The 22,400-nt window shown below is 42.8% G+C and carries 17 protein-coding genes and 1 pseudogene; 7 read left to right on the top strand and 11 right to left on the bottom strand.

The annotated features are described in order from the left end of the window. Positions 1 to 159: 159 nt before the first annotated feature. Together NYE72_RS09570 and NYE72_RS09565 are read right to left on the bottom strand one after the other, a co-directional pair. On the bottom strand, positions 160 to 2,139 hold the full coding sequence (locus NYE72_RS09570; RefSeq protein ID WP_339211739.1) for an ATP-dependent DNA helicase: 1,980 nt from the start codon (positions 2,137 to 2,139) through the stop codon (positions 160 to 162). A gap of 97 nt (positions 2,140 to 2,236) precedes the next feature. Beyond that, the gene (locus tag NYE72_RS09565) at positions 2,237 to 3,088 is read right to left on the bottom strand and encodes an SDR family NAD(P)-dependent oxidoreductase (protein WP_339211738.1); all 852 of its coding nucleotides are present in this window, start codon (positions 3,086 to 3,088) and stop codon (positions 2,237 to 2,239) included. 176 nt (positions 3,089 to 3,264) lie between these two features. Here NYE72_RS09565 and NYE72_RS09560 point away from each other — a divergent pair, with 176 nt between their 5' ends. Together NYE72_RS09560 and NYE72_RS09555 are read left to right on the top strand one after the other, a co-directional pair. Continuing rightward, positions 3,265 to 3,729, top strand: coding sequence for a MerR family transcriptional regulator (locus NYE72_RS09560; RefSeq protein WP_076179095.1), 465 nt, complete (start codon positions 3,265 to 3,267; stop codon positions 3,727 to 3,729). A gap of 18 nt (positions 3,730 to 3,747) precedes the next feature. Continuing rightward, positions 3,748 to 4,291 (top strand): annotated as a pseudogene (locus tag NYE72_RS09555) (zinc-binding dehydrogenase). Positions 4,292 to 4,380: 89 nt separating this feature from the next. On the opposite strand, the gene NYE72_RS09550 reads toward NYE72_RS09555, so the two are convergent. The 8 genes from NYE72_RS09550 to NYE72_RS09515 form a co-directional block, all read right to left on the bottom strand. Next, a complete protein-coding gene (locus tag NYE72_RS09550; protein ID WP_036679262.1) occupies positions 4,381 to 5,337 on the bottom strand; it encodes a pectinesterase family protein in 957 nt (318 codons plus the stop codon). Positions 5,338 to 5,376: 39 nt separating this feature from the next. Continuing rightward, positions 5,377 to 6,738 (bottom strand): glycoside hydrolase family 28 protein, encoded by a 1,362-nt coding sequence (locus NYE72_RS09545; protein ID WP_076098491.1) that lies wholly within the window; start codon positions 6,736 to 6,738, stop codon positions 5,377 to 5,379. Between the two features lie 22 nt (positions 6,739 to 6,760). Next, complete coding sequence (locus tag NYE72_RS09540) at positions 6,761 to 7,882, bottom strand: glycoside hydrolase family 88 protein (RefSeq protein WP_036679258.1); 1,122 nt, start codon at positions 7,880 to 7,882, stop codon at positions 6,761 to 6,763. A 130-nt stretch (positions 7,883 to 8,012) separates the two neighbouring features. Further along, positions 8,013 to 9,137 carry a glycoside hydrolase family 88 protein gene (locus NYE72_RS09535; RefSeq protein WP_339211737.1) on the bottom strand — a complete coding sequence of 375 codons (1,125 nt, stop codon included), beginning with the start codon at positions 9,135 to 9,137 and terminating at the stop codon, positions 8,013 to 8,015. Between the two features lie 40 nt (positions 9,138 to 9,177). Further along, positions 9,178 to 10,053: a carbohydrate ABC transporter permease gene (locus NYE72_RS09530; protein ID WP_076107520.1), complete on the bottom strand. Its 876-nt coding sequence runs from the start codon at positions 10,051 to 10,053 to the stop codon at positions 9,178 to 9,180. 21 nt (positions 10,054 to 10,074) lie between these two features. Further along, positions 10,075 to 11,049 carry a sugar ABC transporter permease gene (locus tag NYE72_RS09525; protein WP_036679252.1) on the bottom strand — a complete coding sequence of 325 codons (975 nt, stop codon included), beginning with the start codon at positions 11,047 to 11,049 and terminating at the stop codon, positions 10,075 to 10,077. A gap of 133 nt (positions 11,050 to 11,182) precedes the next feature. Beyond that, positions 11,183 to 12,739: an extracellular solute-binding protein gene (locus NYE72_RS09520; RefSeq protein ID WP_036679248.1), complete on the bottom strand. Its 1,557-nt coding sequence runs from the start codon at positions 12,737 to 12,739 to the stop codon at positions 11,183 to 11,185. A 188-nt stretch (positions 12,740 to 12,927) separates the two neighbouring features. After that, positions 12,928 to 14,445, bottom strand: coding sequence for an extracellular solute-binding protein (locus NYE72_RS09515; RefSeq protein ID WP_111503311.1), 1,518 nt, complete (start codon positions 14,443 to 14,445; stop codon positions 12,928 to 12,930). A 180-nt stretch (positions 14,446 to 14,625) separates the two neighbouring features. Between NYE72_RS09515 and NYE72_RS09510 the strand changes: the two genes are divergently transcribed. The 5 genes from NYE72_RS09510 to NYE72_RS09490 all read left to right on the top strand — a co-directional run bounded on the left by NYE72_RS09510 (position 14,626) and on the right by NYE72_RS09490 (position 21,823). After that, on the top strand, positions 14,626 to 16,971 hold the full coding sequence (locus NYE72_RS09510; protein WP_339211736.1) for an AraC family transcriptional regulator: 2,346 nt from the start codon (positions 14,626 to 14,628) through the stop codon (positions 16,969 to 16,971). Between the two features lie 110 nt (positions 16,972 to 17,081). Further along, positions 17,082 to 18,536, top strand: coding sequence for a GDSL-type esterase/lipase family protein (locus NYE72_RS09505; RefSeq protein WP_076179090.1), 1,455 nt, complete (start codon positions 17,082 to 17,084; stop codon positions 18,534 to 18,536). 13 nt (positions 18,537 to 18,549) lie between these two features. After that, positions 18,550 to 19,650 carry a mandelate racemase/muconate lactonizing enzyme family protein gene (locus NYE72_RS09500; RefSeq protein WP_038569729.1) on the top strand — a complete coding sequence of 367 codons (1,101 nt, stop codon included), beginning with the start codon at positions 18,550 to 18,552 and terminating at the stop codon, positions 19,648 to 19,650. Between the two features lie 17 nt (positions 19,651 to 19,667). After that, positions 19,668 to 20,510 carry a sugar phosphate isomerase/epimerase gene (locus NYE72_RS09495; RefSeq protein WP_076107527.1) on the top strand — a complete coding sequence of 281 codons (843 nt, stop codon included), beginning with the start codon at positions 19,668 to 19,670 and terminating at the stop codon, positions 20,508 to 20,510. A gap of 152 nt (positions 20,511 to 20,662) precedes the next feature. Beyond that, on the top strand, positions 20,663 to 21,823 hold the full coding sequence (locus tag NYE72_RS09490) for a glycosyltransferase family 1 protein (protein WP_076179087.1): 1,161 nt from the start codon (positions 20,663 to 20,665) through the stop codon (positions 21,821 to 21,823). Here the strand turns inward: NYE72_RS09490 and NYE72_RS09485 are convergent. Then, the gene (locus NYE72_RS09485; RefSeq protein WP_256717040.1) at positions 21,795 to 22,259 is read right to left on the bottom strand and encodes a DUF2269 family protein; all 465 of its coding nucleotides are present in this window, start codon (positions 22,257 to 22,259) and stop codon (positions 21,795 to 21,797) included. The two genes, NYE72_RS09490 and NYE72_RS09485, sit on opposite strands and share 29 nt — an antisense overlap. Between the last annotated feature and the right edge of the window lie 141 nt (positions 22,260 to 22,400).

Below are 22,400 nucleotides of genomic sequence, written 5' to 3'. Positions count from 1 at the left end.
ACAATAATACGACATCGCTCGGAAGTTAAATACCAATATCCTATCCGTAAGATTAGGAATACTTATGCTTAATTTTAGACAAAAAAAGCTCCTTCGAGTGAAACATAAATGCCGTAGCATCTGCCTCACGAAAGGAGCAATTATAATCGTTAGTGATATTTAGGCTTCCAGCTTCTGTAGTCGAGTCCCTTTTGGAAGTACAGAAGTTATATATTCGTGTACCGGATGTTGCCCTTCCTCTTCCGCAAGTACAGTTACAATTCCTTGATCTGTACCGGTTCGAATCAGCCGCCCCATCCCTTGTTTGAGTCTTAACAGCATGTAAGGCAAATCCACATCTTCAAAAGGAGTGGAGGTTTCCGCCCGTTTTGCCATAAACACTGGATCAAGCGGAGGATACGGCAACGACCATATGATCACATTGGATAATGAAGGTCCAGGGATGTCCAGCCCTTCCCATAAGGTGACCGCACATAACACGCTATGCTCATCCCGTTGGAATGCCGAAATCAAATAGCTGATTTCTTGATCCCCTTCATATAAAAATGAATATGAACTGCTTTCCGGTCGTAATGAGTTAAGCTGCTTGAACTGCAGAAGCTCTTCACGAGTACGGAACAGTAGCAGTGCTCTACCTTCAGTCCGCTGAATAAGCTTCAGGGAAATTTCCATTTTCTCAGCAAAATCCCCACTCTGAAGCTCTGGCACATAGACATTCATCTGGTGCTCATAGTCATAAGGTGAGTCTACAGAGAAGGATAAAAAATCTTGTATCCCAAGACTGTCCTTCAAGTATTGGAATGATTTATCCACAGACAATGTAGCTGATGAGAATACAATTGGCATTTTTTGCGTGAACAGGCTGTCTTGAAGTACCTCTTTGACATTTCGTGGCATGACCGACAGCGTTAGACCATCGCTTTCTTCTGTCGCCCAGCAGATTAGAGCTCCCGAATCCTCAAACAATCGCAAAGCGATCTCTATGGTCTCCAAACGTTCCTCCACAATTCGCAGTTGGTATTCATCAATCGTGTAGAGTCCGCTTTCGAATACTAATTCTTCTTCGATAGCAGCAATTACACTCCGCATCCGGTGTACCTCACGAATCAATGAAGCATTCAGCTCAATGCTTTTCCGATCTGATCCAGGTATGTTTCGGCATTGACGGCGAATCGCTTTGAACATTTGCTCACTTTGCATGATCGCTTCATCAATCAGAACGGCCAGCGTTTCACGGATTTCATTCTGTAGCAGGCGGGAAATCAATTCTTCAAAGACGACATGCTTCATCTTATAGCCAAGCGCCTTCATGGCCGCTGATTCTAATAAATGTCCTTCATCGAATACAACCGCACAGTGATCCGGAAGCAAAGGGATTTGCCCTTCCCGCTTACGCGCTTCATAGGTCCAAATATGCTCCATGTAATAATCGTGGGAACAAATGATCAGATCGCTTGATTTCCGGTAATGATCACGGGACAAGGTCTGCCCGCAGCGGTGACGCATATCGCAAGTAAAGCAGTCCTGAAACGTATCCCAGTTAATCTTATTCCATTGTTCGTCATTCAGATCAGGGTAATCTCTGCGGTCTCCATAAGCATGGAATTGCTGCATCGGTGCATGTGAATGTACAAAATCAGGTAATGTACTGTACAAGCTCTCCAGTGGTAAGCTTTCATCATCATGGTTCCGAGCCTGATCCAGCTTTTTCAGACACATATATTTATCCGGAGATTTCGCTAGTCTGGCATCAATATTCATGTTCAGATGCTTCGCAAGCTTGGCGATATCGCCTTCCGGTTTCACAAGCTGCTCAATCAAGGACTCGTCCGCACATGCAATAATCGCAGGTTTGCCGATATAACGCGCATAACAAATGCTATACAACAAATACACTAATGTCTTGCCTGTTCCGACCCCTGCCTCAGCAAAAATCGTCTTTTTCTCGGCAAAAGCTCGCTCTACCTGAAAGGCCATGTATATCTGTTCATCACGTACTTCAAATCCAGCCTCAGGAAGAATTTCATAGAATACATCTCCGACCCATTCCCCTACTTGCTCCATAAAAGGTTTGGTCCGATCATATTCAAAAGGATACTGTTTCGCCAACAAGCCTACCTCCAATATTTGATCAGGCATCTCTACCATGCCATGAAAAATAGAATCAACGGAAAAACTCTATTATCTCATACGTTTGGAGGAATTACAAAAAAAAATTAGAGATCTAAAGATCAGATTAACAACGAAGATACTCATTTTCGTAGATATTATTAATCTTTTCCAAAACATTCCGGGCTTGATCCTTAAATTTCAAATCCGCAACCTGGCCTTTCCGAAGAAATATACCTGTCTCTTCACGGTGTTCTCCCAGAGCACCCTCATACAATTGGCCGGCGCCGTGGGTTGGCGGAGAGAAAAACAGCTTCATCAACGGTTTAACTATAAGAGGCAGTCCAGAATTTTTCCCTTTTCGCAATGTGTTATTGCTACCCGGATCAACACTGCGAATCATGATGCCCTCGTTAGCAAGTTGCGGCGCGGCGGCCTGTGTCCATAACGATAATGCCAGCTTTGAGGTGGCGTAAGGACCAAGCAGCTTGCGGAAGGTTGTGGGATGCTCCAAGATTTCTATCGTAAACTCTTTCGTATAATTAAGCGCTGAGGATGAGGTGTTGATCACCGTTTTTAAGCGTCCTTTTTGTAGGATATCCTTCAATTCCATTAAAATAATATACGGAACAACGGTCATCAATTCATAGTGCTTTTCGCGCCCCTGTGTCGAATAGCTTAGTTCGGGGAAGCTCCCGCCGGCATTGTTGAACAAAATATCGATTCGCTGCTCTTTGCCTTTGATCTCTTCCAGCGTCCCTCTCAAGCTAGCAAAATCCGCGTGATCGGTTGTTTTATAAATACGAAGCCAGCCGTTTTTGATGGCTTTTTGGATGTTCACATCGTCGGCGGGAAAATCGGAACGGTTCAAAGCAATCACCTGCCAATCCTCCGCTAGCAGTTTTCGAGTTAATTCCAATCCAATCCCGGCGTTAGCGCCTGTAATCAATGCGATATTTTCACGTTGCTGTGTGCTCATTGTAAATCTCCTCCTGAATTCGGGATATCTTCCTCTTATAACGCACATTTTATTAATTGGAGTCGACTCCAAGTCAAGGCGTAATAAAAAGATTTTGTCCCAGAGATAAGGTCTTGACTTGGAGTCAGCTCCAAGTTGTATAATGCACACACAAAGCAATCTCCAGGAGGTACAGTATGAAGGCAGAGCAAACGTTTACGATAAAAGAAACCGCCGTGCAAACCGGAATATCCGAGGATACGATCCGCTATTACGAAAAGATCGCGCTGCTTCCCCGGGCGGACCGGAAGGACAACGGGCATCGCGTTTACCGGCAGGAAGACATAGATACAATCCGGCTGCTATCCTGCCTCAAAAAAACAGGTATGCCCTTGCAGGATATGCAGCCATTTTTGGCGGTCTCCGCCGACGCTGATCCCGCGGATTATCCTGAACTGGTGGAGCATTTAAGGAACCATCGAGAAAACATCGTCAGCCAAATCTCGTCGCTGCAGCAGGTTGTCGATTTTATTGATATGAAGCTGGAACAAGGGAAATATCGCCGAGACTGCTCAGATAAAAGCGAAGACCGATCGGAACCAAAAAACATCTCCCCCGTTGAGATGAGTTATTTTTCTGGAACAGCAAAAATGAATAATTAATGAGTTGGAGTTTTTAGGATGAAAGCAATGATAATTAAAAAATACGGAAAATATCCTCTTCAACTAGCCGACGTCCCTACACCCGCAGTGGGTGATTATGATGTATTGGCAGAGATCCATGCAGCAAGTATTAATCCTATCGATTTCAAAGTGCGGGATGGCAAAGTTCGTACGCTGTTGAAATACGATATGCCCCTAGTTTTAGGAAATGATTTTTCAGAGATTGTCATCCAAGCAGGAAAAAAAGTTATAAAATTCAAGATAGATGATGACAAAAGGTATTGATTCAAGCGGGAGCGGGCGGTGTTGGCACTTTTTACTATCCAACTTGCCAAAGCGATGGGGATATACGTGGCTACTACTACAAGCGATGCTGGAGCAGAATTGGTCAAGTCACTTGGAGCCGATCAAATTATCAATTATAAAACCGAAGCATTTGATAAGGTCCGGACAAATAAAACCTGTTATTGATCAAGTGTTTCCTTTTGTAGAGGCGCAGAAAGCGATGGAGTATTCCGAATCGGGCAGAGCTAAAGGAAAGATCATATTAAAAATAAAGTGATACAACACATAAATAAAACAGCAGTCTAAGACTTTATGCTTCTCGTCTAGACTACCGTTTTTTATTTGTGTACTCGTTAATTAAATTATCTATTTCCAAAAATCCGTACCAGCAAAAACAAACTCTTTATCCAACGTCTCGTCCCCATCTTCAAAGCAATCTGCCCAAGAAACACGTTGCTTACTCAGGAGAATTGCATCCTTCACGCCATATTCCTGATAACAAACGGTTTGTTCATTAGCGGTGTTGTTCCAGTTATCCCAGCCAAGTGGATGAATATGTGCACCCAGCTGACAATCTACAAATACGGTTTTAGCATACTCACGCCATGGACGGCCCAGAAACACCGGAGCAATATCAGGAGCCGCTGTTAAAAAGCAATTTTTAAAAATATAACCATACGATTGTCCCACGGGTGTGGAGGCTGCCGTAATATAACCTGCTTGATTCTCACTATGACGCAAGCTGCGAATTTCACATCTGTCAAAATAAGCCGTAGCCCCACCAAATATAAAGTCCACTGTGCCCTCTATATAGCAATGCTGATACAACTGCCGATATTGGGCATGGTGCTTTCTCAGTGGTATACCTCCAAACGTAGATCGCTCTTTGGGTGCAGGTGGCAAAGGTCCCGTGAACAACGTGTCCTGATACCCTTTTAAAGTACAATTTCTGAATACGGTTTGATCACAATTAGCATACACGGCTACCGCCTGCCCGATATTTTCACCCTGCCCTGCATTATTGGTAATCACCAGATTCTCCAAGATCAGGTGGCTGCCGCCCAGAAATAACGTTGGTGTAGAGAATGTATTGATTTCTTCGCCCGCTTCATCACGCTCTTTCGCGTAACGATTCATAACAATCTCCACGTAGCCAATCCCTATGATCGTAAGATTAGAACGATAAATCCGCACTGCCTCTTTATAGACCCCTGACAAAATATAAAGCGTATCCGCTTGACCGGATGGCCCCTGCTCTAGTGAATCTATCGCCTCTTGAATCGTGTGATAAGCGCAAAAGGATTCTTTCCCTACAACAAGCATAGTGGATTCTTTTCCTTTCAATAAATTGATGACTCTCTCTTATGGACAGACATTCTGTTCTTCAGGTGACACTGTAGCTTGTTCTACTAATTTTTCCGGCTTCTTCGTGTTTTTTGATCGACAATTTATGATCTCTACAGCTTCTCCATTTTCAATGTAAAAAGCAGGCCCTTCATGGTTCTCAATCGTCACCTGATGAAATTGAACATCTCTTGCATTCCCGAGGAAAAACCCGCGATTATTCATGTTTTCGATCCCTGTCATCATGTCTGGATGGCCGGGAATTGCATTCGTCGCCATGGAGATGTCCACATTGGTAAACGTAATCTCGGATACATACTGCTCCGCAAGCCCGTATAAGAAACCCGCTGCGGCATGAACATTACGTGCGGTAATATTGGCAAAATGAATGCGTCTAAAACACGGCGTTTCCTCTGTAATCGGATAAGGATTTTTATCCCACACATATTTTTCTTTTCCGCGTGGTCCACAGAAATAATATAGATTTAGAGTAAACGGACAAATAACGTCCTCCATTACAATATTGCTGATCCGAATATCTTCAATCGTTCCCCCGCGTCCCCGTCTTGATTTCATCCGGATTCCACGATCGGTTTGTTTAAACACACAATTACTAATCGTGACATTACGAATATCTCCACTCATTTCACTACCGAGTACGACACCCCCGTGTCCATGTACCATAGTGCAGTTGGTGATCGTAATATTCTCACAAGGAACTCGTTCTTTGGTATCCTCAGTTCCTGCCTTGATCGCTATGCAGTCATCACCGACATCAATATTGCAATTGCTAATTCGCACATTGGTGCAAGACTCTGGATTAATACCATCTGTATTTGGAGAGTCCGCCGGGTTCAGAATGGAAATATTATCAATAGTCACATTGTAACAGCCTATCGGATTAACGGTCCAGCTTGGAGAATTGACCAGCGCGATATCTTTAAGGGTTACCCGCTGACAGCTGTCCAAGCCGATTAGAGTCGGCCGGGGATACTGCAGCTCTTCCCGGCGGTTCCGAAACGTATCCCACCAGAGTTCACCATTTCCGTTAATCATTCCGCTGCCAGTGATCGATACATTAACTAACTCTCTTCCATAAATACAAGGTGAATGAACCCGCTGCTTCACTCCTTCCCATCTGCATTCCACTGCAGGGTAATCCTCCGGGTTCGTACTAAATGAAAGAATGGCACCCGGATTTAAATTCAATTCGATATTGCTTTTCATATGAATTGCACCGGTTAAGAACGTGCCAGCCGGCACATAAACGGTTCCTCCACCGGCTTTATTTGCCGCTTCAATCGCACGTATTATCGCTTCAGTCGCTAACTTTTTACTATTCTTAAGCGCTCCAAAATCCTCAATATTGTAGATCAACATTCATAAGCCCCCCTGTTCTATATCAGATCCAGCCTCTTAATTGTTCGTATTCCACACAGGCCTGAAGGAAAGCACCCACACCTTTTTGGTCGTTAGTGACAATAGGCTCGCTAATGTAATAAGCGAAAGTACCGTCACGTTGGTCCACTCCACCTAATCCTGCTACTTGGCAATTCTTATTTAAATTGACCCATTCTTCTTTGGTTTCTAGTACAAACTCCGAGATAAGTCCTTGTTGAGCCAGATCTAATGTTTCGTACCATCCAGCGTTTAACACGCCTAATCGGATACCTTTAGCCATGGCATACACGATCATACTTGAAGCAGAGGCCTCAAGATAATTTCCTTTGCGTTCCCCTAGATTAATCACTTGATACCAGACCCCGGATTCCTTATCCTGATATTTCTTCACCGCAGTTAAGGTATCATTTAGTATTCGTACCAGCTCTGGATAATCTGAGTGCTCACTAGGCAGCAATTCCAGAACATCAACCAATGCCATGAGATACCAGCCAAGTGAACGGGCCCAAAAGTTAGGCGAAAGTCCTGTTTCAGGGTCGCACCAAGGTTGAATACGCTGTTCATCCCATGCATGATATAGCAGACCTGTTACCGGATCTTTCGTATGCTTCTCACACAAGATAAATTGTTTAGTTACATCCCCAAGTCCCTTTCCTTCTTCAAAAGCTAGCAAGTAGGCTAAATAAAAAGGAGCGCCCATATAAAGTCCATCTAACCAAATCTGATAGGGATATATATTTTTATGCCAAAAAGCACCTTCCGAGGTTCGCGGATGGGTCTCAAGTTGCTTTCTAAGTAGAGCAGCCGCTTTTTTGTATTTTTCCTGCTTCGTTTCTTTATATAGAGTCAATAATAATTTTCCGTTGTTAATATGATCGATGTTATACTCCTCTAGGTGGTAGCCCTTGACACTGCCATCTTCCTGAATAAAGTAGTCCATATTATCTTGAATGAACTGCAGATACTTCGAATCACCGGTCTGCTTCCAAAGCCATTCAAAACCGTTCAATACCACGCCATAATCGTAGGTCCAGCTTCCTTTGTAGCCTTTATCTTCATAAAGCTTCGGTGTCCGCGCCATAATAGAGTCTGCCGTTTGAATTGCCCACTGTGATTTCTTCATCCCAACCCCCAAAATATTTATAAATTTAAGAGCTCAAAAACTATAAATAGGTTCACCCGATTTAAGGATTACTTTGTACATAAAATAATACGACTTGATTCTCTGCAATCTCAGAGAATCAAGTCATTGTTTAGTAAGGATACGGAGCGATATAGTCTTGGAGCATTGACTGTATTTCAACACAAGCCATCACCAATGCGCCCACACCATGCAGATCATTTTTAACCTTAGGCCGAGTCACGTAACTCTCGTAATCTCCAGCTGAGGTACCGATACAAATGTCCGGCAGAACTAATCGGTTATGCTCATCCCACTGGATTACTTTGGTTAACCCTTCATATCCTTTTTTAGCGGCAGCTGTAGCGATAGTCACATCACTTACAACGCCATGCTTCACGGCTTTGGCAATCGTATAGACGAACAAACATGACCCTGAAGTCTCCAGCCAATTATCTGGCTCATGTCCCTTATCTACGACTTGATACCAAAGTCCACTTTTTTGATCTTGGTAACGAATAAGTGCATCCACAAAATCTCTCAGCGTAGTAGAAAGCTCTGTCCGGGCTGAATCATGGGAAGGTAACAGATCCAGAAATTGCGATAAGGCGAGACCATACCATCCTAATGATCGGCTCCAGAACTCCGGTGAACAACCCGTCTCCGGATTCGACCAAGGCATCCGCCGGCTCTCATCCCAGGCATGGTATAACAAACCCGTTGTCTCATCCTTCATATGCTTGCGCATTAACATTTCCTGATGAAGGACCGTTTCACGCAAGCTTGGTTCATCGTAGACATTAGCATATTTCAAGGAGAATACGCCTGCCATATAAAGTCCATCCAACCACATTTGGTTGGCGTACTTATCCTTGTGCCAATACCCGCCCTCAGAGGTTTTATTTAGTGTGAGCAGTAAATTCCTTAGCTTCTCTGCTGCAATACGATACTTAAGTTTGCCTGTCCGTTCATAAAGAGTGAATAGTAGCTGTCCTGCTTGAACCGCATCCAGCTCATCACGTGCAAAATAAAAGTTCCCGTATTCATCCACCAAATCATCTACATATTCCTGAATATAGTTGATATAACGGTCTTCTTGATAAGCATTCCACAAAAGCTCCATGCCACACAGAAATACACCCTGATGATAGTGCCATCGATGCGCGGGGGGAAGCTCTCCCGCCCTGTAAGTATCCATTAGTGAATCGCAAGCTTTTTTTGCCCACTCTATCGGCGTTGTAGGTATCTGTACAGTCATCTCGAAGCTCCTCCCCTAAGTATAGTCTCTCTCTTTCTTGCTAGCCCTTCATAGAACCCAACATGGCACCTTTGGCAAAATGCTTTTGCAGGAACGGATACACACAAACTATTGGTAAGGTAGCTACAACGATAACAGCCATTTTAATTGATTGATCTGGCGGTGGAACAGCAGCATCCAGTGTAGCGCTGTGATCCATACCGCTGGCAAGGACGACAATTTGTCTGAGCAGAACCTGTATTGGCCATTTCGCACTATCATTCAAATACAGAATCGCATTCATGTAGGTATTCCAATACGTTACCGCATAGAACAATCCGATAGTCGCTAACGCAGGTAAGGATAGTGGCAATACAATCCGAAATAATATTCCAAAATCGTTACAACCATCAATTTTAGCCGATTCCTCCAAACCTTCAGGTATATTTTGGAAAAAGTTTCTCAAAATGATCATATTAAAGGCACTAATCGCTGACGGTAGGATCAGTGATGCGTACGTGTCAATTAGTCCTAATTCCTTCACCACGAGGAACGTTGGAATCATCCCACCATGAAAAAGCATGGTGAACACGACCATGAAGTTAACCACTTTACGACCATCCAGATCTTTTCTGGTAAGAGCGTAGGCCATCAAAGAAGTTATAAACAAACTAAAAATAGAACCAATTGCCGTGATACCAATGGAAACACCCATGGCTTTAAATATTGTATTCGTCGAAAAGATGAACTTGTACGCTTCCAGACTCCATACCTTTGGAATCAGTACAAATTTGCTAGAAGCTAGTTCTGCACTCGTTGTGAAAGAGCCTGCTACAACGTGAACAAGGGGAAGCACAGTAATTAAAGCAATGATCGCAAGCAGCGTAAAGTTTATAGCAGAAAAGATTCTACCACTGATTGTTTTATCTTCTACCATTTCGATTCCTCCCACAAAATATCAATAAACGCCTTCTTCTCCCATTTTCTTGGATAATTTATTCACCATCATCACCATTACAAAGCCTACAATCGATTTAAAGAATCCAATAGCTGTACTGTAACTAAACTGCCCTTGTCTCAAACCAGCAGTATATACATACGTATCGATAATTTCCGCAACTTCTCGATTCATGGAGTTAAGTAGCAGATATACATGTTCAAATCCAAGATCAAGAACGGAACCAATTTTCAGAATAAATAATGTAATAATTACGCCTCTAATCGCTGGAAGAGTGATATGCCAGACTTGTCTAAGTCTTCCAGCTCCGTCCATACGCGATGCTTCATAAAGCCCTGGGTCAATCGCAGCTATGGAAGCTAGATAAATAATCGTTCCCCAACCTGCTTCTCTCCAAATCACCTGAATAATATACATGGGCCTGAACCACCCTGGATTAAGCAGGAAATTGATTGGTTCAAAGCCAAAATAGACAAGCAGCTCGTTGATAATCCCTCCATCCATCGTGACCATTACATAAGAAATGGAGACGATGATAACCAATGACAGAAAATGGGGCAAATAGAAGATCGTCTGAAAGGTTCTTTTGAAAAAGCTGCCTTGAAGTTCATTTAACATCAGGGCAAGAATAATCGGCATCGGGAAATAGATAAGAATATTTAATCCGAAAAGAATAAGTGTGTTCACTAATATATTTAAGAAATCCGGCTCTGTGAACAACCTGCTGAAATGCTTCATCCCTACCCAATCACTACCGTTGATCCCTTGATAGGGTTTGTAATCCTGAAATGAGATAATTAATCCGTACATTGGAAGATATTTAAAAATCAGAAAATACAGTACTCCCGGAGTTAGCATGACGTAGAGCCATTTATTTCTCCACAGCCGCTTTTTCAGTTCGCTGCTGCTTTTATAAATTTCAGGCTTAGGATTCATTTGAGGAGCTGAGCTGGGCTGTGCGGTGACTTCCTGCATGATATTCTTCCTTTCTCCTTCTTTATTCAAACACGATATTTCTGAACCCAGTGAGGAATAGAAAAGGTTGTTGAAACAAGATCAACAACCTTTTCAGCTACAATTTGTCGCTTAACTATTCCAGTACGGGTTACTATTTTTTGTATAACGCGTTGTATTCTTCAATAATCTTATCTCCACCACGGCTCTTCCAGTTCTCTACTTCCTTCTCAAATCCAGCCTTGTCAATCTGACCATAAATATATTTATAGGTTGCATCTGTAATAATCTGTTGAAGCTCTACGCCTTTTTCTGTATAGGTAGCCGAATCCATAGCAGCTGTTGGATCCGCTACACCAACTTTGACATTCTCAAGAACCAATTGATCTGCATGAATTCTTCCTGGCAGCGTGTTATAGTTTTCGTACATTCCATTGGTTTCAGCTTCGCCGATAACGCTGTCCTTATATCCCTTTACTTCACGTTCAATCAATTCTTTGTCGTCTGCAGCTTTCGCTTTACCGTCTTCAACGGTATAGTGAGTACCTTCAATTCCCCAATACATCAAATTAGCTACTTCTGGAGTCATCATTTGATCAAAGAAAGCAAGAATCTTCTTCAGCTCTGCCTCATCCTTGACAGCAGATTTCGGGAACAAGACAACATTGTTATAGCCTGGAATCATCCATTGAGCATATTTTCCATCTGGACTTGCAACCATACTATGCGCATCCAAAACAGCGTCAGGGTTATTCTTAATAGTATCTTTATTGAGGGAATCAATATCTTGCATGGAGCCCCCAATATAGAGTCCACCCTTTCCAGCCTTAAACATATTTACTGCATCCGTTTTACTGGTGGCAGCGAAATCTTGATTAATGTATCCGCCATCACGAGCTTTTTTGAAAAAATCCATTGTGTCGAAATATTCATCGAAGGTAAATTCAGGCGCTAATTTGCCATCCTTCTCACCCCAGGTATTCGGTGTTCCGAACCAAGACGAAACAGTTTTGAAAGCTCCATAGGTCAACTCATTACGGTCAATAATACCGGTAGTATCTTTCTTTCCATTACCGTCTGGATCTTGTTCTGTGAAGGCTTTAGCCATTTCAAATAATTCATCTACATTAGCTGGTGCAGCAAGTCCTAATTTATCTGCCCAGTCTTTGCGGTAAATGATCCCTTGGCGTGCAAGTGGACGCCCGATATATAGGGTATAAAGCTTGTCATCTACTTTCGTGTTATTAAGAATTTCTGGTTTCAGTTTGCTCAAATTCGGAAATTCGCTTAATAGTGGACCGATTTCCCAGAATTGTCCGTCTTTTATCGCTTCTTTCATCTGAATGAAGGTTGTCTGATTCTTCAAATATGTTACTTGCGGCAATGAACCCGTTGCAAAAGATGAATTCAGTTTTTCTTCATAAGTATCAGCCGGAAAAAATTGATAAGTCAGCTTCGTGTTGGTCAATTTCTCTAGTTCATTCTTAATCGTATCAGGCGGAGTCTCTGATGTATTCAATGGAAGCATGATTTTAATTTCTGTAGGTTCCTCTTTAGGTGCTTCAGTCTCTTCCACCTTCGTAGTGTTCTCTGCACTTGTAGTTGGGGCTGCTGCTTCTTCTTTGTTATTGTTGTTACCACCGCATCCAGCTAACAATGTGCTGAATGTTAACAGTGCTGTTAACAACATGGTGAAGGATTTCTTCTTCATACCATTTTGACCTCCATAATTTGTATTGGTTACGAGTTCCACGTTACATCGTCGGCAAGGTTACGAAAACAATCATTTCCCCATAACGGCGCGTTCTGAAAGGGATCTGAGCAAATGATTATCGTGATATCGCAGCACAAAAAAATCCACCGCATTATCCGCAGTGGATCAAAACCTTTTTAACCTATTTACTTTTCTGTCCCAAACTCAGCCTCAGCATATTCCTTAATAATAAGATTGCCTCCACGAGCTCTCCATTTCTCAACCTCTTGCTGGAATCCCTCGACGGTAATATTACCTAATATATAGTTATATGTAGCATCCACAATGATTGTAGATAACTCCATATTCTTCTCATCAAAAGTAGATGAGCTCAGAGAAACTGTCGGGTCATCGACCAGAAAAGATTCATTATCTTTACTCAGCTGATCTGCTAGAGAGGTTAATTGCTCCTTCTGAGCCACTTCCATAATGTTTTTATTACTAATGTCCGCGATCATTAAAGCATATAGCGGATTCACTTCCTGTACCCGCAGTTGTGAGGTTTCCTCGGGAAGGATAATCTTGCCGCCTTCAAGCTTATAATGCCGCCCCTCAAAGCCATACATCATTATATTGGCTACATCTTTATCCATGGTCCGATCAAAAAATCCAAGCACCTGCCGAAGCTCCTCCTCTGTGGCAATGGACTTTTTGGAAAAGAGATACAGTCCGTTGTAATTGGGGATAGACCACACTTTATATCCATCAGGCCCCCCGATACGATTGATCAGGGTAAGTTCAGCCTTTGGATTGTATGCTTGAGCTTCAATTGACAACCGCTGCACATCAGTCATGCTGCCAATAAACACACCAGCGATTCCGTTAATGAATTTATCGCGTTGAACCTCTTTACTGGTAAGAGCAAAGTCCTGATTTATGATTTTTTCATCATATAATTTCTTCATAAAATTCATTGTGTTCATATACTCCGCTGTTACGAATTCCGGAACAAATTGATGATTCTCTAGCTTCCAATTATTTGGTGTGTCAAAATAAGAGCTTAGTGTCTTAAATACACCATAAACAAGATCATTACGATCGACTAATCCAAGGGTATCTTGTTTGCCATTCTGATCCGGATCGTTATATGTAAATTGCCTCATTACTTCATATAGATCATCTAAGGTCTGTGGATTGCTTAAATGAAGATTGTCCAGCCAATCCTTACGTATAATGACACCCTGTCTGGAGGAAGGGCGTTCTGTATATAGGCCGTAGATCTTTCCATCTACAGCGGTCTGTTTAAGAATAGCGGGGTCCAGTGCTTTAAGATTGGGGAACTCCTGAAGATATGGGCCGATCTCCCAAAATGCTTCAGAACGGATGGCGTTTTTCACCAGATTATAATCTGAGAACTTCACAAAGGTGACTTTTCCTAAGGAATTAGTGGTCAACGCCGTGTTCATTTTATCGGTATAAACACCCTCAGGCACCCACGTGATATCAAGCTCCACCCCTGTTAATCTTTCAATCTCAGCTATAATCTTTTTTGAAGGCTGCTGTGGAAAATGAAGGGGTGCCAAGATGGAGATGTTCGGGCGAGCTTCTTGCAGTACAGAAGCAGCTGACTTTCCATCACTGCAAGCGCTTAACATAGGGAAAACAAGCATGAAAAATAAGCAGAAACAAAACGTTGCCCTTCTACACAAAAATTGTCTGAACATTTCTACAGCCTCCTAAGGTATTGTAAGGATTTTCACCCTACAGCTTGAAGAATTTCCATTTTGTAGTCATAATTAGGATTAATGATTATTGCAGAACGAGATGATTATTGTTATTTTCCACCAGGTTTCATACACTAAGAACAAGTGTCTACTTCTACATAAGTAAAGGTGCTGAGCCCCGTGAGACCATTAAGCTTTTTAAGTAAATTAACGATTTTTGCCTTTGTAATTAGCACGTTGCCGGTGATATTCATCGGTTCTTTTTCCTATTTCACATCATCTAATGAGATCCAAAAGAACGTAAACAACAGTAAAATGGAACTTATATTACAAATCACCTCAAATGTAGAACATAAGTTAACAACTGTCAATCAAACATTAAACCAAGTGATCAACTCTAGTGTATTAAAAAAAGCACTAAATAACCCTTTAAATGAAACCGATTTCATTTTATATAATGATTTAAGAAACGAAATCCGCAATATGCAATCCTTCGATACGAAACTGGAGGATGTCATCCTGCTCAATCAGCAGCAGAACTGGATGATCAAAAATTCAGGCGTCTACCGTCTGAATGAATACAAAAACCACGCGCAACTCTCTAATCTAATGAATATAGCTGACGATACTTCATGGATTTTGAATCCGTCGTCCTTATTTTATAGCGAGGAGAGCATTAACGTCACTGGCTGCAATTACAGCATTAGTCTTATCAAAAAGCTTCCCACCAATAAGCTGCAAAAATATGGGCTTGCCCTAGCTAATATTCCGGTCTGCAGTCTTCAGGATTTCATTAATTCAGATGTGCAGCCACTCGATGACATTATCGTTTTGGATCAAGCTGGCCGCTTCCTGCTCCATCCGGATACCAGCTTAATCGGAAAACCTAAAGAGCAAGGCGGATTTAAAGAAGTCCCTTTAATCTCTGATCCTTCTAAACCATCCGGACAGTTCAAGACTGTGATCAATAAAAAGAATTACTCCGTCACTTTCATGCGTTCTCAGTTAAATGGCTGGGTTTATCTATCGGTTACTTCTATGGAAAGCTTGACGAAGGAGTCCAATAAAATCGGGATGTTTACGATAATCGTGTGCACCATTATGCTCTTGTTCTCCATTCTTCTGGCATGGATCGGTTCCAGGCGTATGTACACCCCTATCGAAAGACTGCTTAATCAGATGGGCCAACGCAAACCGGATATTAAATCGAGACATCGCAATGAATTTCAGATTATAGGAGAAAAAGTTCATTCTTTGTTCCAATCCAAATCACAGCTGGAAAAAGAAGTCCGGCAACACTTTCAGCAGGTGCGAACGTTTTTTCTGATCAATGCCTTCCACGGAAATGTTAAGAAACGTGATTTGCTCGAAGAATTAGGGCAATTCGGCTACCAAACACAACTTGAAGAATGGAAAACCATGGCAGTAATTACGTTGTCTATTGATTATGCCGAGGATTCCAGCTATGAGAAAAAAGATCTCAGCCTCTTATTGTTCGCTGCCCACAATATGATCGAAGAGTTAATCTGTCCTGAACAACGGCTGGCTCCTGTAATCATGGACCATGCGGTAGTCGTATTATTGGGCAGTCCAGACTGCGATACCCAGTCTTTTCATAAGACACTGTATTCGTTAACGGAGAAGCTGCAGCAAGAAATAAATAATTATCTAAAGGTGCAGGTGAGTATTGGGCTGAGCCTTCCCTTCAACGCCTTCGATAAACTAGCCATCGCCTACAGAGAAGGTCTAGAAGCACTGAAACATCGCATTAAGCTTGGCAAAGGCGTTATTATTCAATATGAGAACATTAACTCCGGCAAACATTATCTGAACTTGAACTACCCTACGCATAAAGAAAACGATCTAATGGATGCTATCAAGCTGGCTGAAACGGATAAAGCCAAGGAACTGATTCATTTGCTTTTTAAATCTATTTTTGCCCTTGAGCTTTCACCACAGGAATATCAAATCCCGTTGACCCGCTTACTCAATAACTTGCTCATTATGATGCAGGAATCGGGCATTAGCTTAAATCAGATCTATCATGCTAATGGCTCTATTTTTGAGGAATTGCATGACCTTCATACTGTGGCTGAGATTGAGGATTGGTTCTGGAGCATGGTCATTTACCCGATGATCAAAATTTTTATCAACAGGCAAAATGCCCAATACCAAAACATCTCTGAGAAAATCATTGATCTGATCCAACATGAATATGATACAGATCTAACCTTGGAAGAATGCGCTTCTCGGCTGCATTACAACGCCAACTATATCAGCAGTGTCTTCCGTAAGGAGACCCAATACTATTTCAGCGAATATTTAACGATGTACCGATTTAAAATGGCGAAAAAATGGCTGCAGGAAACCGATATGCCGATCAAAGATATTGCAGCCAAATTAAGATACAACAATTCTCAGAATTTCATTCGATCTTTCCGTAAACAGGAAGGGATGACCCCTGGACAGTACCGGGATAACAATACAGGCACTAAATCCAAACCAACATTTGACGAATCTATGTAAAAATCACAAAATAATCGTTCAAGGTCGAATCTAAAAAAAAAGAGTCTCTCTTTTTTTCGGAAAATATGTTAACGTGTGCATATAACCATTTAGGGAGGAATTTGAACGCAATGTTGAACTTTCGACTAAATACTAACCGTGTAGAACAAGATGAGATTTCTCAGGAAACCTCACTACTCACCCTCTATCCGCTCGAGACGGATCAACCCCGTCCATTTATATTGGTATTGCCTGGTGGAGGATATCAGCACTTAGCCAAACATGAAGGAGAACCTGTGGCTCAATGGCTAAACAATCTAGGTATTCATGCAGGTGTACTAGATTATCAGGTCGGAGACTTCAACGTCTCTTCTTTGTTAAATGATGTTGAGGAAGCTCTCAAATGGATTAGGGAAGCACCCAAAGCTTGGAATGTGATCTCAGACAAAGTAGGGATGATTGGATTCTCGGCTGGAGGACACTTAGCTTCCATCTTTTCTACCACTAGAGCAGAGAAACCAAATCTTCTTCTGTTAGGTTATCCTGTAATCACTTTCCAAGAGTCCCATTCGCATAAGGGAAGCCGGCTACATTTTCTTGGAGACGACCCATCACAAGCGGAGCTTGACTCCTTTTCCTCAGAAGCCCAGGTGGATTCACTCACACCTCCAACCTTTATCTGGACAACAGCAAACGATGCCAGCGTTCCCGTGGAGAATAGTCTGTTGTTCGCCTCTGCCCTGTCTAATCAGGGAATTCCTTTTGAATTACATATCTTTGAAGAAGGGCGGCATGGTTTAGGGCTTGCTAAAGAACACCCTCATTGCCAGCAATGGCTTTCCCTTGCTGAGAACTGGCTAAGGGAACATCAATACGTTAAAGGAGCAGAAGGCCTTATGAGACAACAACTATTTATTGCAGGCGATTCCACTGCGGCTATTAAAGGCGCTGGAGAAAAACCTATGACTGGCTGGGGAGAATACCTGCAAAGTTATTTTGGGACTTCTATTCAAATCCAGAATCGTGCAATTAATGGTCGAAGCACCAAATCGTTCATAACAGACGGCCGCCTGGATGCCATCAAAAAAGACTTTCAACCCGGCGACTACCTGTTTATTCAATTTGGACATAACGATGAGAAAAAAGATGATCCATTACGTTACACCGATCCTGAAACTGAATATCGCCACAATCTAATTCAATATATAGATGCAGCTCGGCAGCTAGGGGGGACTCCGATTCTGTTAACCTCTGTAAGTCGCCGCCGCTTTAACGCCGATGGAGAGCTTGACCCGTTGGCTGTAGGCGCTTATCCCGAGGTAATGAGACAAGTGGCTGAAGAAACGCACACTCCGCTACTTGATATTTTCACAGCCTCGCAAGCACTCTATCGTTCATTAGGCGAAGAAGAATCCAAGAAGTTATTCATGCACTTGCCAGAGAAAACACATCCCAATTACCCCAATGGAGTTACGGATGATACTCATTTCTCGGATGAAGGTGCCCAGCAAATTGCTAAACTTGTGGTTCAAGCACTTAAACAAAATACAGCCTCCCCTATATCAAACTTACAACAACTTTTATAAGGAGTGATCACAGATGTCTATAATTAAAGAAGTTATTACAGAGTACTATCGTATCCCTTTGCCAGAAATCATGGAGGATGCTAAACACGGCTTGCATACTCATTTTGAAGTACCCATTGTCAAAATTAGAACGGATGACGGTCGTGAAGGTGTAGGTTATACCTATACTGGCGGATTTGGCGGCAAAGCGATCTGTTCACTAATTGCTAATGAATTAACACATATTTTAGTTGGCAAAGACGCCAGCTGTGTGGAAAGTATCTGGGAGCAGATGAACTGGGGAATACATTATGTTGCTCGCGGGGGTCTGGCTAGCTTCGCCATTGCGGCATGTGACATTGCGTTATGGGATTTACGTGCGAAGAAAGCAGATGAACCTCTCTACAAACTTCTGGGTGGCGCAAGCAATGAGGTCAAATGTTATGGTGGAGCGATTGATTTGAATTTCCCATTAGAAAAGCTCCTGCGCAACAATCAAAAATACTTAGATATGGGCCTCCAGGCTGTCAAAATTAAACTAGGCCAAAAAACATTAGCTGAAGATGTGGAACGAGTGGCTGCGGTACGCCAATTGGTCGGCCCGGATGTAGCCTTTATGGTCGATGCCAATATGAGCTGGAGTGTGGAAAAAGCGATAAAAGCCGCACGTGAATTTTTGAAATATGACATTCTTTTCTTAGAAGAACCAACGATTCCGGAGGATTATGCCGGCTATGCACGGATTGCTGAAGAAACAGGAATGGCCGTTGCAGGCGGAGAGAACTTGCGCACATTAACCGAATTCCATCACATGCTGCAATATGGTCATGTTGATTTCCCTCAACCTGATGCTTCCAATATAGGCGGAATTACGGGCTGGTTAAAGGTAGCTCACTTAACACAAGCCTATAACCTTTCCGTTTCCACACATGGGATGCAGGAATTACACGTTAGTTTGTTAGCAGCTATGCCAAATGCAGGTTATCTCGAAATGCATAGCTTCCCTATCGATCAATACACTACACGTCCGCTAGTGATTAACAAAGACAATGGGATGGCAGTAGCGCCTGAAGTAACGGGCACTGGCGTTACCTTTGACTGGGACAAATTAGCACCTCACAAACAACAATACTAATAGGAGCGATCGATCATATGAGCATTCCCCTTCATCTAGGTGTTCGAGCACATGATTTCACACAAGTTCCATTGCAAGAGTTAATTGAGAAGATTAAGTCCTATCATTTCACTCATATCCAGTTTGCACTTAAGAAATCTTTTCCTGATAGTGCCCCTAGTCTGACGGCTATAAGCCCTGGAACAGCCAGCTATTATGGCAATGCCTTTAGGCAGGCAGGTATTCAGATTGCGGTTCTGGGCTGCTATGTAAACATTGTAGATACCGATCCTCACAAACGGGCACAAGCGTTAGCCGCGTTTAATACCCATCTGCGCTTGGCCAGAGATTTTGGCGCTAGTCTGGTAGGTACGGAAACCGGAAGTGTGGGACTTGGGTATACCACAGATAATTTTACAGAAGAAGCCTTCCAAGAGGTGGTGACATCAGTTAAGGCCATGGTGGCGGAGGCCGAACGTTTTGGTGTGACGGTAGGAATCGAAGCAGGACTTCATCATCCGCTGTACACCGCGCCCTTAACCCGCCGACTTCTGGATGAAGTCCCTTCTAACAATCTTCAGGTCATATTGGATTGCGCAAATCTAATGTCACCTACAAATTACTTGCATCAAGAAGCTATTATTATGGAGGCTTTGAAGCTTTTAGGAAATCGAATTGCTATCATTCATTTAAAAGACTTTATCGTCCAAGATGGAGCTATAAAAATTGTCCCTGTAGGTCAAGGGTGGCTAGAGTTTGAGCCGATTCTTCGTTATATGAAATATGAACGTCCTCATATTCAAGGAATCCTGGAAAGCACTCCTGAGTCACATTTAGGAGAAAGCATTACCTTTTTGCAACAGTTATACGAATCCCTGTAGGGCTTCATCCCATTAAAACTAATAAATCCACTGCACACCTCTTTACCTTACTTGGTGCAGTGGATTTTTATATTCTGTTTAACATCCGTTTGACCTCCATCAAATAATCGCCTGTTATGATCAGGGCATCAAGAGTATCTGGGAGGGGTTCCATGCGTCTTGCTTTATTCACGGACACATTTCTTCCGCAAACCAACGGAGTTTCACGTACGCTTCAACGATTAACCACTCATTTGAAAGGGCGTGGTATTGAACATCTGCTTTTCTCACCGAAATCTGCTCCTGAAGACAGTTATGCCGATCCCATACGTCCCATTACCAGCATCCCCTTTTTCTTATACCCCGAATGTAGACTCGCACTGCCCAATATGTCCTCTATCCAATCAGAGCTGAAAGCTTTTCGTCCCGATCTGCTTCATATGGCAACTCCGTTCAATATCGGTCTCTGCGGCCTTCGTTATGCGCGAAAACATGACTTGCCCCATGTCGCCTCATACCATACCCATTTTGACCGCTATCTTGAATATTACCGGATGAAAAAAATCGCTCCGCTCTATTGGAAATACATGAAGTGGTTCCACCGCTCCTGCGACGCCACCTTTGCACCATCCTACGAAACCCTCGATTCCCTCCAAGCTCAAGGCTTTCATCGCCTGAAGCTGTGGTCCAGAGGCATCGACTGCCAGCAGTACACCCCCAAAAAACGCAGCCATGAGGTCCGTGAGCGCTACGGAATTACCGCACCGTTACTGCTTCTATATGTGGGAAGGATCGCCCCTGAAAAAGATATAAACACCCTTGCTCTCGCCATGCAGCAATTACCCGAATCTATGCAATCTCAGGTTCATTGGCTGGTCGTAGGGGACGGCCCCCTTCTGCCGGAAATGCGGGCACAGGCGCCCCATAATGTCACGTTTACAGGCTATAAACATGGTGATGAGCTTGCCCAATTATATGCCTCAGCAGATCTGTTCGTCTTCCCTTCCAGTACGGAAACCTTCGGTAATGTTGTCCTTGAGGCTATGGCCTCAGGACTGCCTGTCCTCGCAGTAAATGAAGGTGGAGTGAAGGATCTGGTCACACCCGGCCGCACAGGAATGATTGTCGAGTCCCGCTGCCCGGATGCTTTTATTCGTGAGATTTGTGCATGTATAGAGCACCCTCAAAAGCTAGCTGCTATGGGACATGAAGGTCGACAGCTGGCACTCGGCCGCTCTTGGGAGAATATTTTTGATGGACTCATCCGCGATTATGAAGAGATCATTGAGAATAGACGTTATGATCTTATACCGGCTTTACTACCATTAATATAATAATGACGATAGTAAGCACATGAACCGCCGCTTCTAGGGGAGCGATCTTGTTCATAGCGGTAGTGTAACCCTCAGGGATTTCCTCCCCTTCGCTGGTCATTACGAGCTGGGTTAGCTTTTTCAATCGGGGCTCAACCATTCCAATAATAATCACTTCGATCACGATAAAAAATAATAACGACAGATTTAACCACAACACCGACAAGCCCATTTTATCTATGATCATTAACAAAATACCTGTAACGATCAGGGTGATCCCACCTGTCTTAGGGAATCTGTTTATTTTCTTCATAAGACCAAATACAAAACGAAGCTGACTGCCTGTCTTGGCTGAGCTTGTCAGTATTGGCAGCACAAAAGCTGGTCCAATTCCCACTATGGATGCTATAACATGTATAACTACCACAAGCTTTGAGATCATATGCGTCAAATCCATATTTACAATCCCCCCTATCATTCGTTGTTTAGATTCATATGAGGCTGATAGGAGAATTAGTCTTGCAGATCCTTTAAATCTTAGATAATCTTAAAAAAGCGCCTAGCCGGATATTACCGACTTAGGCGTTTTTTTAACAAA

It is taken from the genome of Paenibacillus sp. FSL L8-0333 (assembly GCF_037965665.1).
Classification (GTDB): Bacteria; Bacillota; Bacilli; order Paenibacillales; family Paenibacillaceae; genus Paenibacillus_AQ; species Paenibacillus_AQ odorifer.
This window is presented reverse-complemented; position numbering and strand designations above follow the sequence as displayed.

Coding starts and splice junctions, on each gene's coding strand:
- NYE72_RS09570 (WP_339211739.1), bottom strand. CDS start 2,139: ATGCCTGATCAAATATTGGAGGTAGGCTTGTTGGCGAAACAGTATCCT.
- NYE72_RS09565 (WP_339211738.1), bottom strand. CDS start 3,088: ATGAGCACACAGCAACGTGAAAATATCGCATTGATTACAGGCGCTAAC.
- NYE72_RS09560 (WP_076179095.1), top strand. CDS start 3,265: ATGAAGGCAGAGCAAACGTTTACGATAAAAGAAACCGCCGTGCAAACC.
- NYE72_RS09550 (WP_036679262.1), bottom strand. CDS start 5,337: ATGCTTGTTGTAGGGAAAGAATCCTTTTGCGCTTATCACACGATTCAA.
- NYE72_RS09545 (WP_076098491.1), bottom strand. CDS start 6,738: ATGTTGATCTACAATATTGAGGATTTTGGAGCGCTTAAGAATAGTAAA.
- NYE72_RS09540 (WP_036679258.1), bottom strand. CDS start 7,882: ATGAAGAAATCACAGTGGGCAATTCAAACGGCAGACTCTATTATGGCG.
- NYE72_RS09535 (WP_339211737.1), bottom strand. CDS start 9,137: ATGACTGTACAGATACCTACAACGCCGATAGAGTGGGCAAAAAAAGCT.
- NYE72_RS09530 (WP_076107520.1), bottom strand. CDS start 10,053: ATGGTAGAAGATAAAACAATCAGTGGTAGAATCTTTTCTGCTATAAAC.
- NYE72_RS09525 (WP_036679252.1), bottom strand. CDS start 11,049: ATGCAGGAAGTCACCGCACAGCCCAGCTCAGCTCCTCAAATGAATCCT.
- NYE72_RS09520 (WP_036679248.1), bottom strand. CDS start 12,739: ATGAAGAAGAAATCCTTCACCATGTTGTTAACAGCACTGTTAACATTC.
- NYE72_RS09515 (WP_111503311.1), bottom strand. CDS start 14,445: ATGTTCAGACAATTTTTGTGTAGAAGGGCAACGTTTTGTTTCTGCTTA.
- NYE72_RS09505 (WP_076179090.1), top strand. CDS start 17,082: ATGTTGAACTTTCGACTAAATACTAACCGTGTAGAACAAGATGAGATT.
- NYE72_RS09500 (WP_038569729.1), top strand. CDS start 18,550: ATGTCTATAATTAAAGAAGTTATTACAGAGTACTATCGTATCCCTTTG.
- NYE72_RS09495 (WP_076107527.1), top strand. CDS start 19,668: ATGAGCATTCCCCTTCATCTAGGTGTTCGAGCACATGATTTCACACAA.
- NYE72_RS09490 (WP_076179087.1), top strand. CDS start 20,663: ATGCGTCTTGCTTTATTCACGGACACATTTCTTCCGCAAACCAACGGA.
- NYE72_RS09485 (WP_256717040.1), bottom strand. CDS start 22,259: ATGGATTTGACGCATATGATCTCAAAGCTTGTGGTAGTTATACATGTT.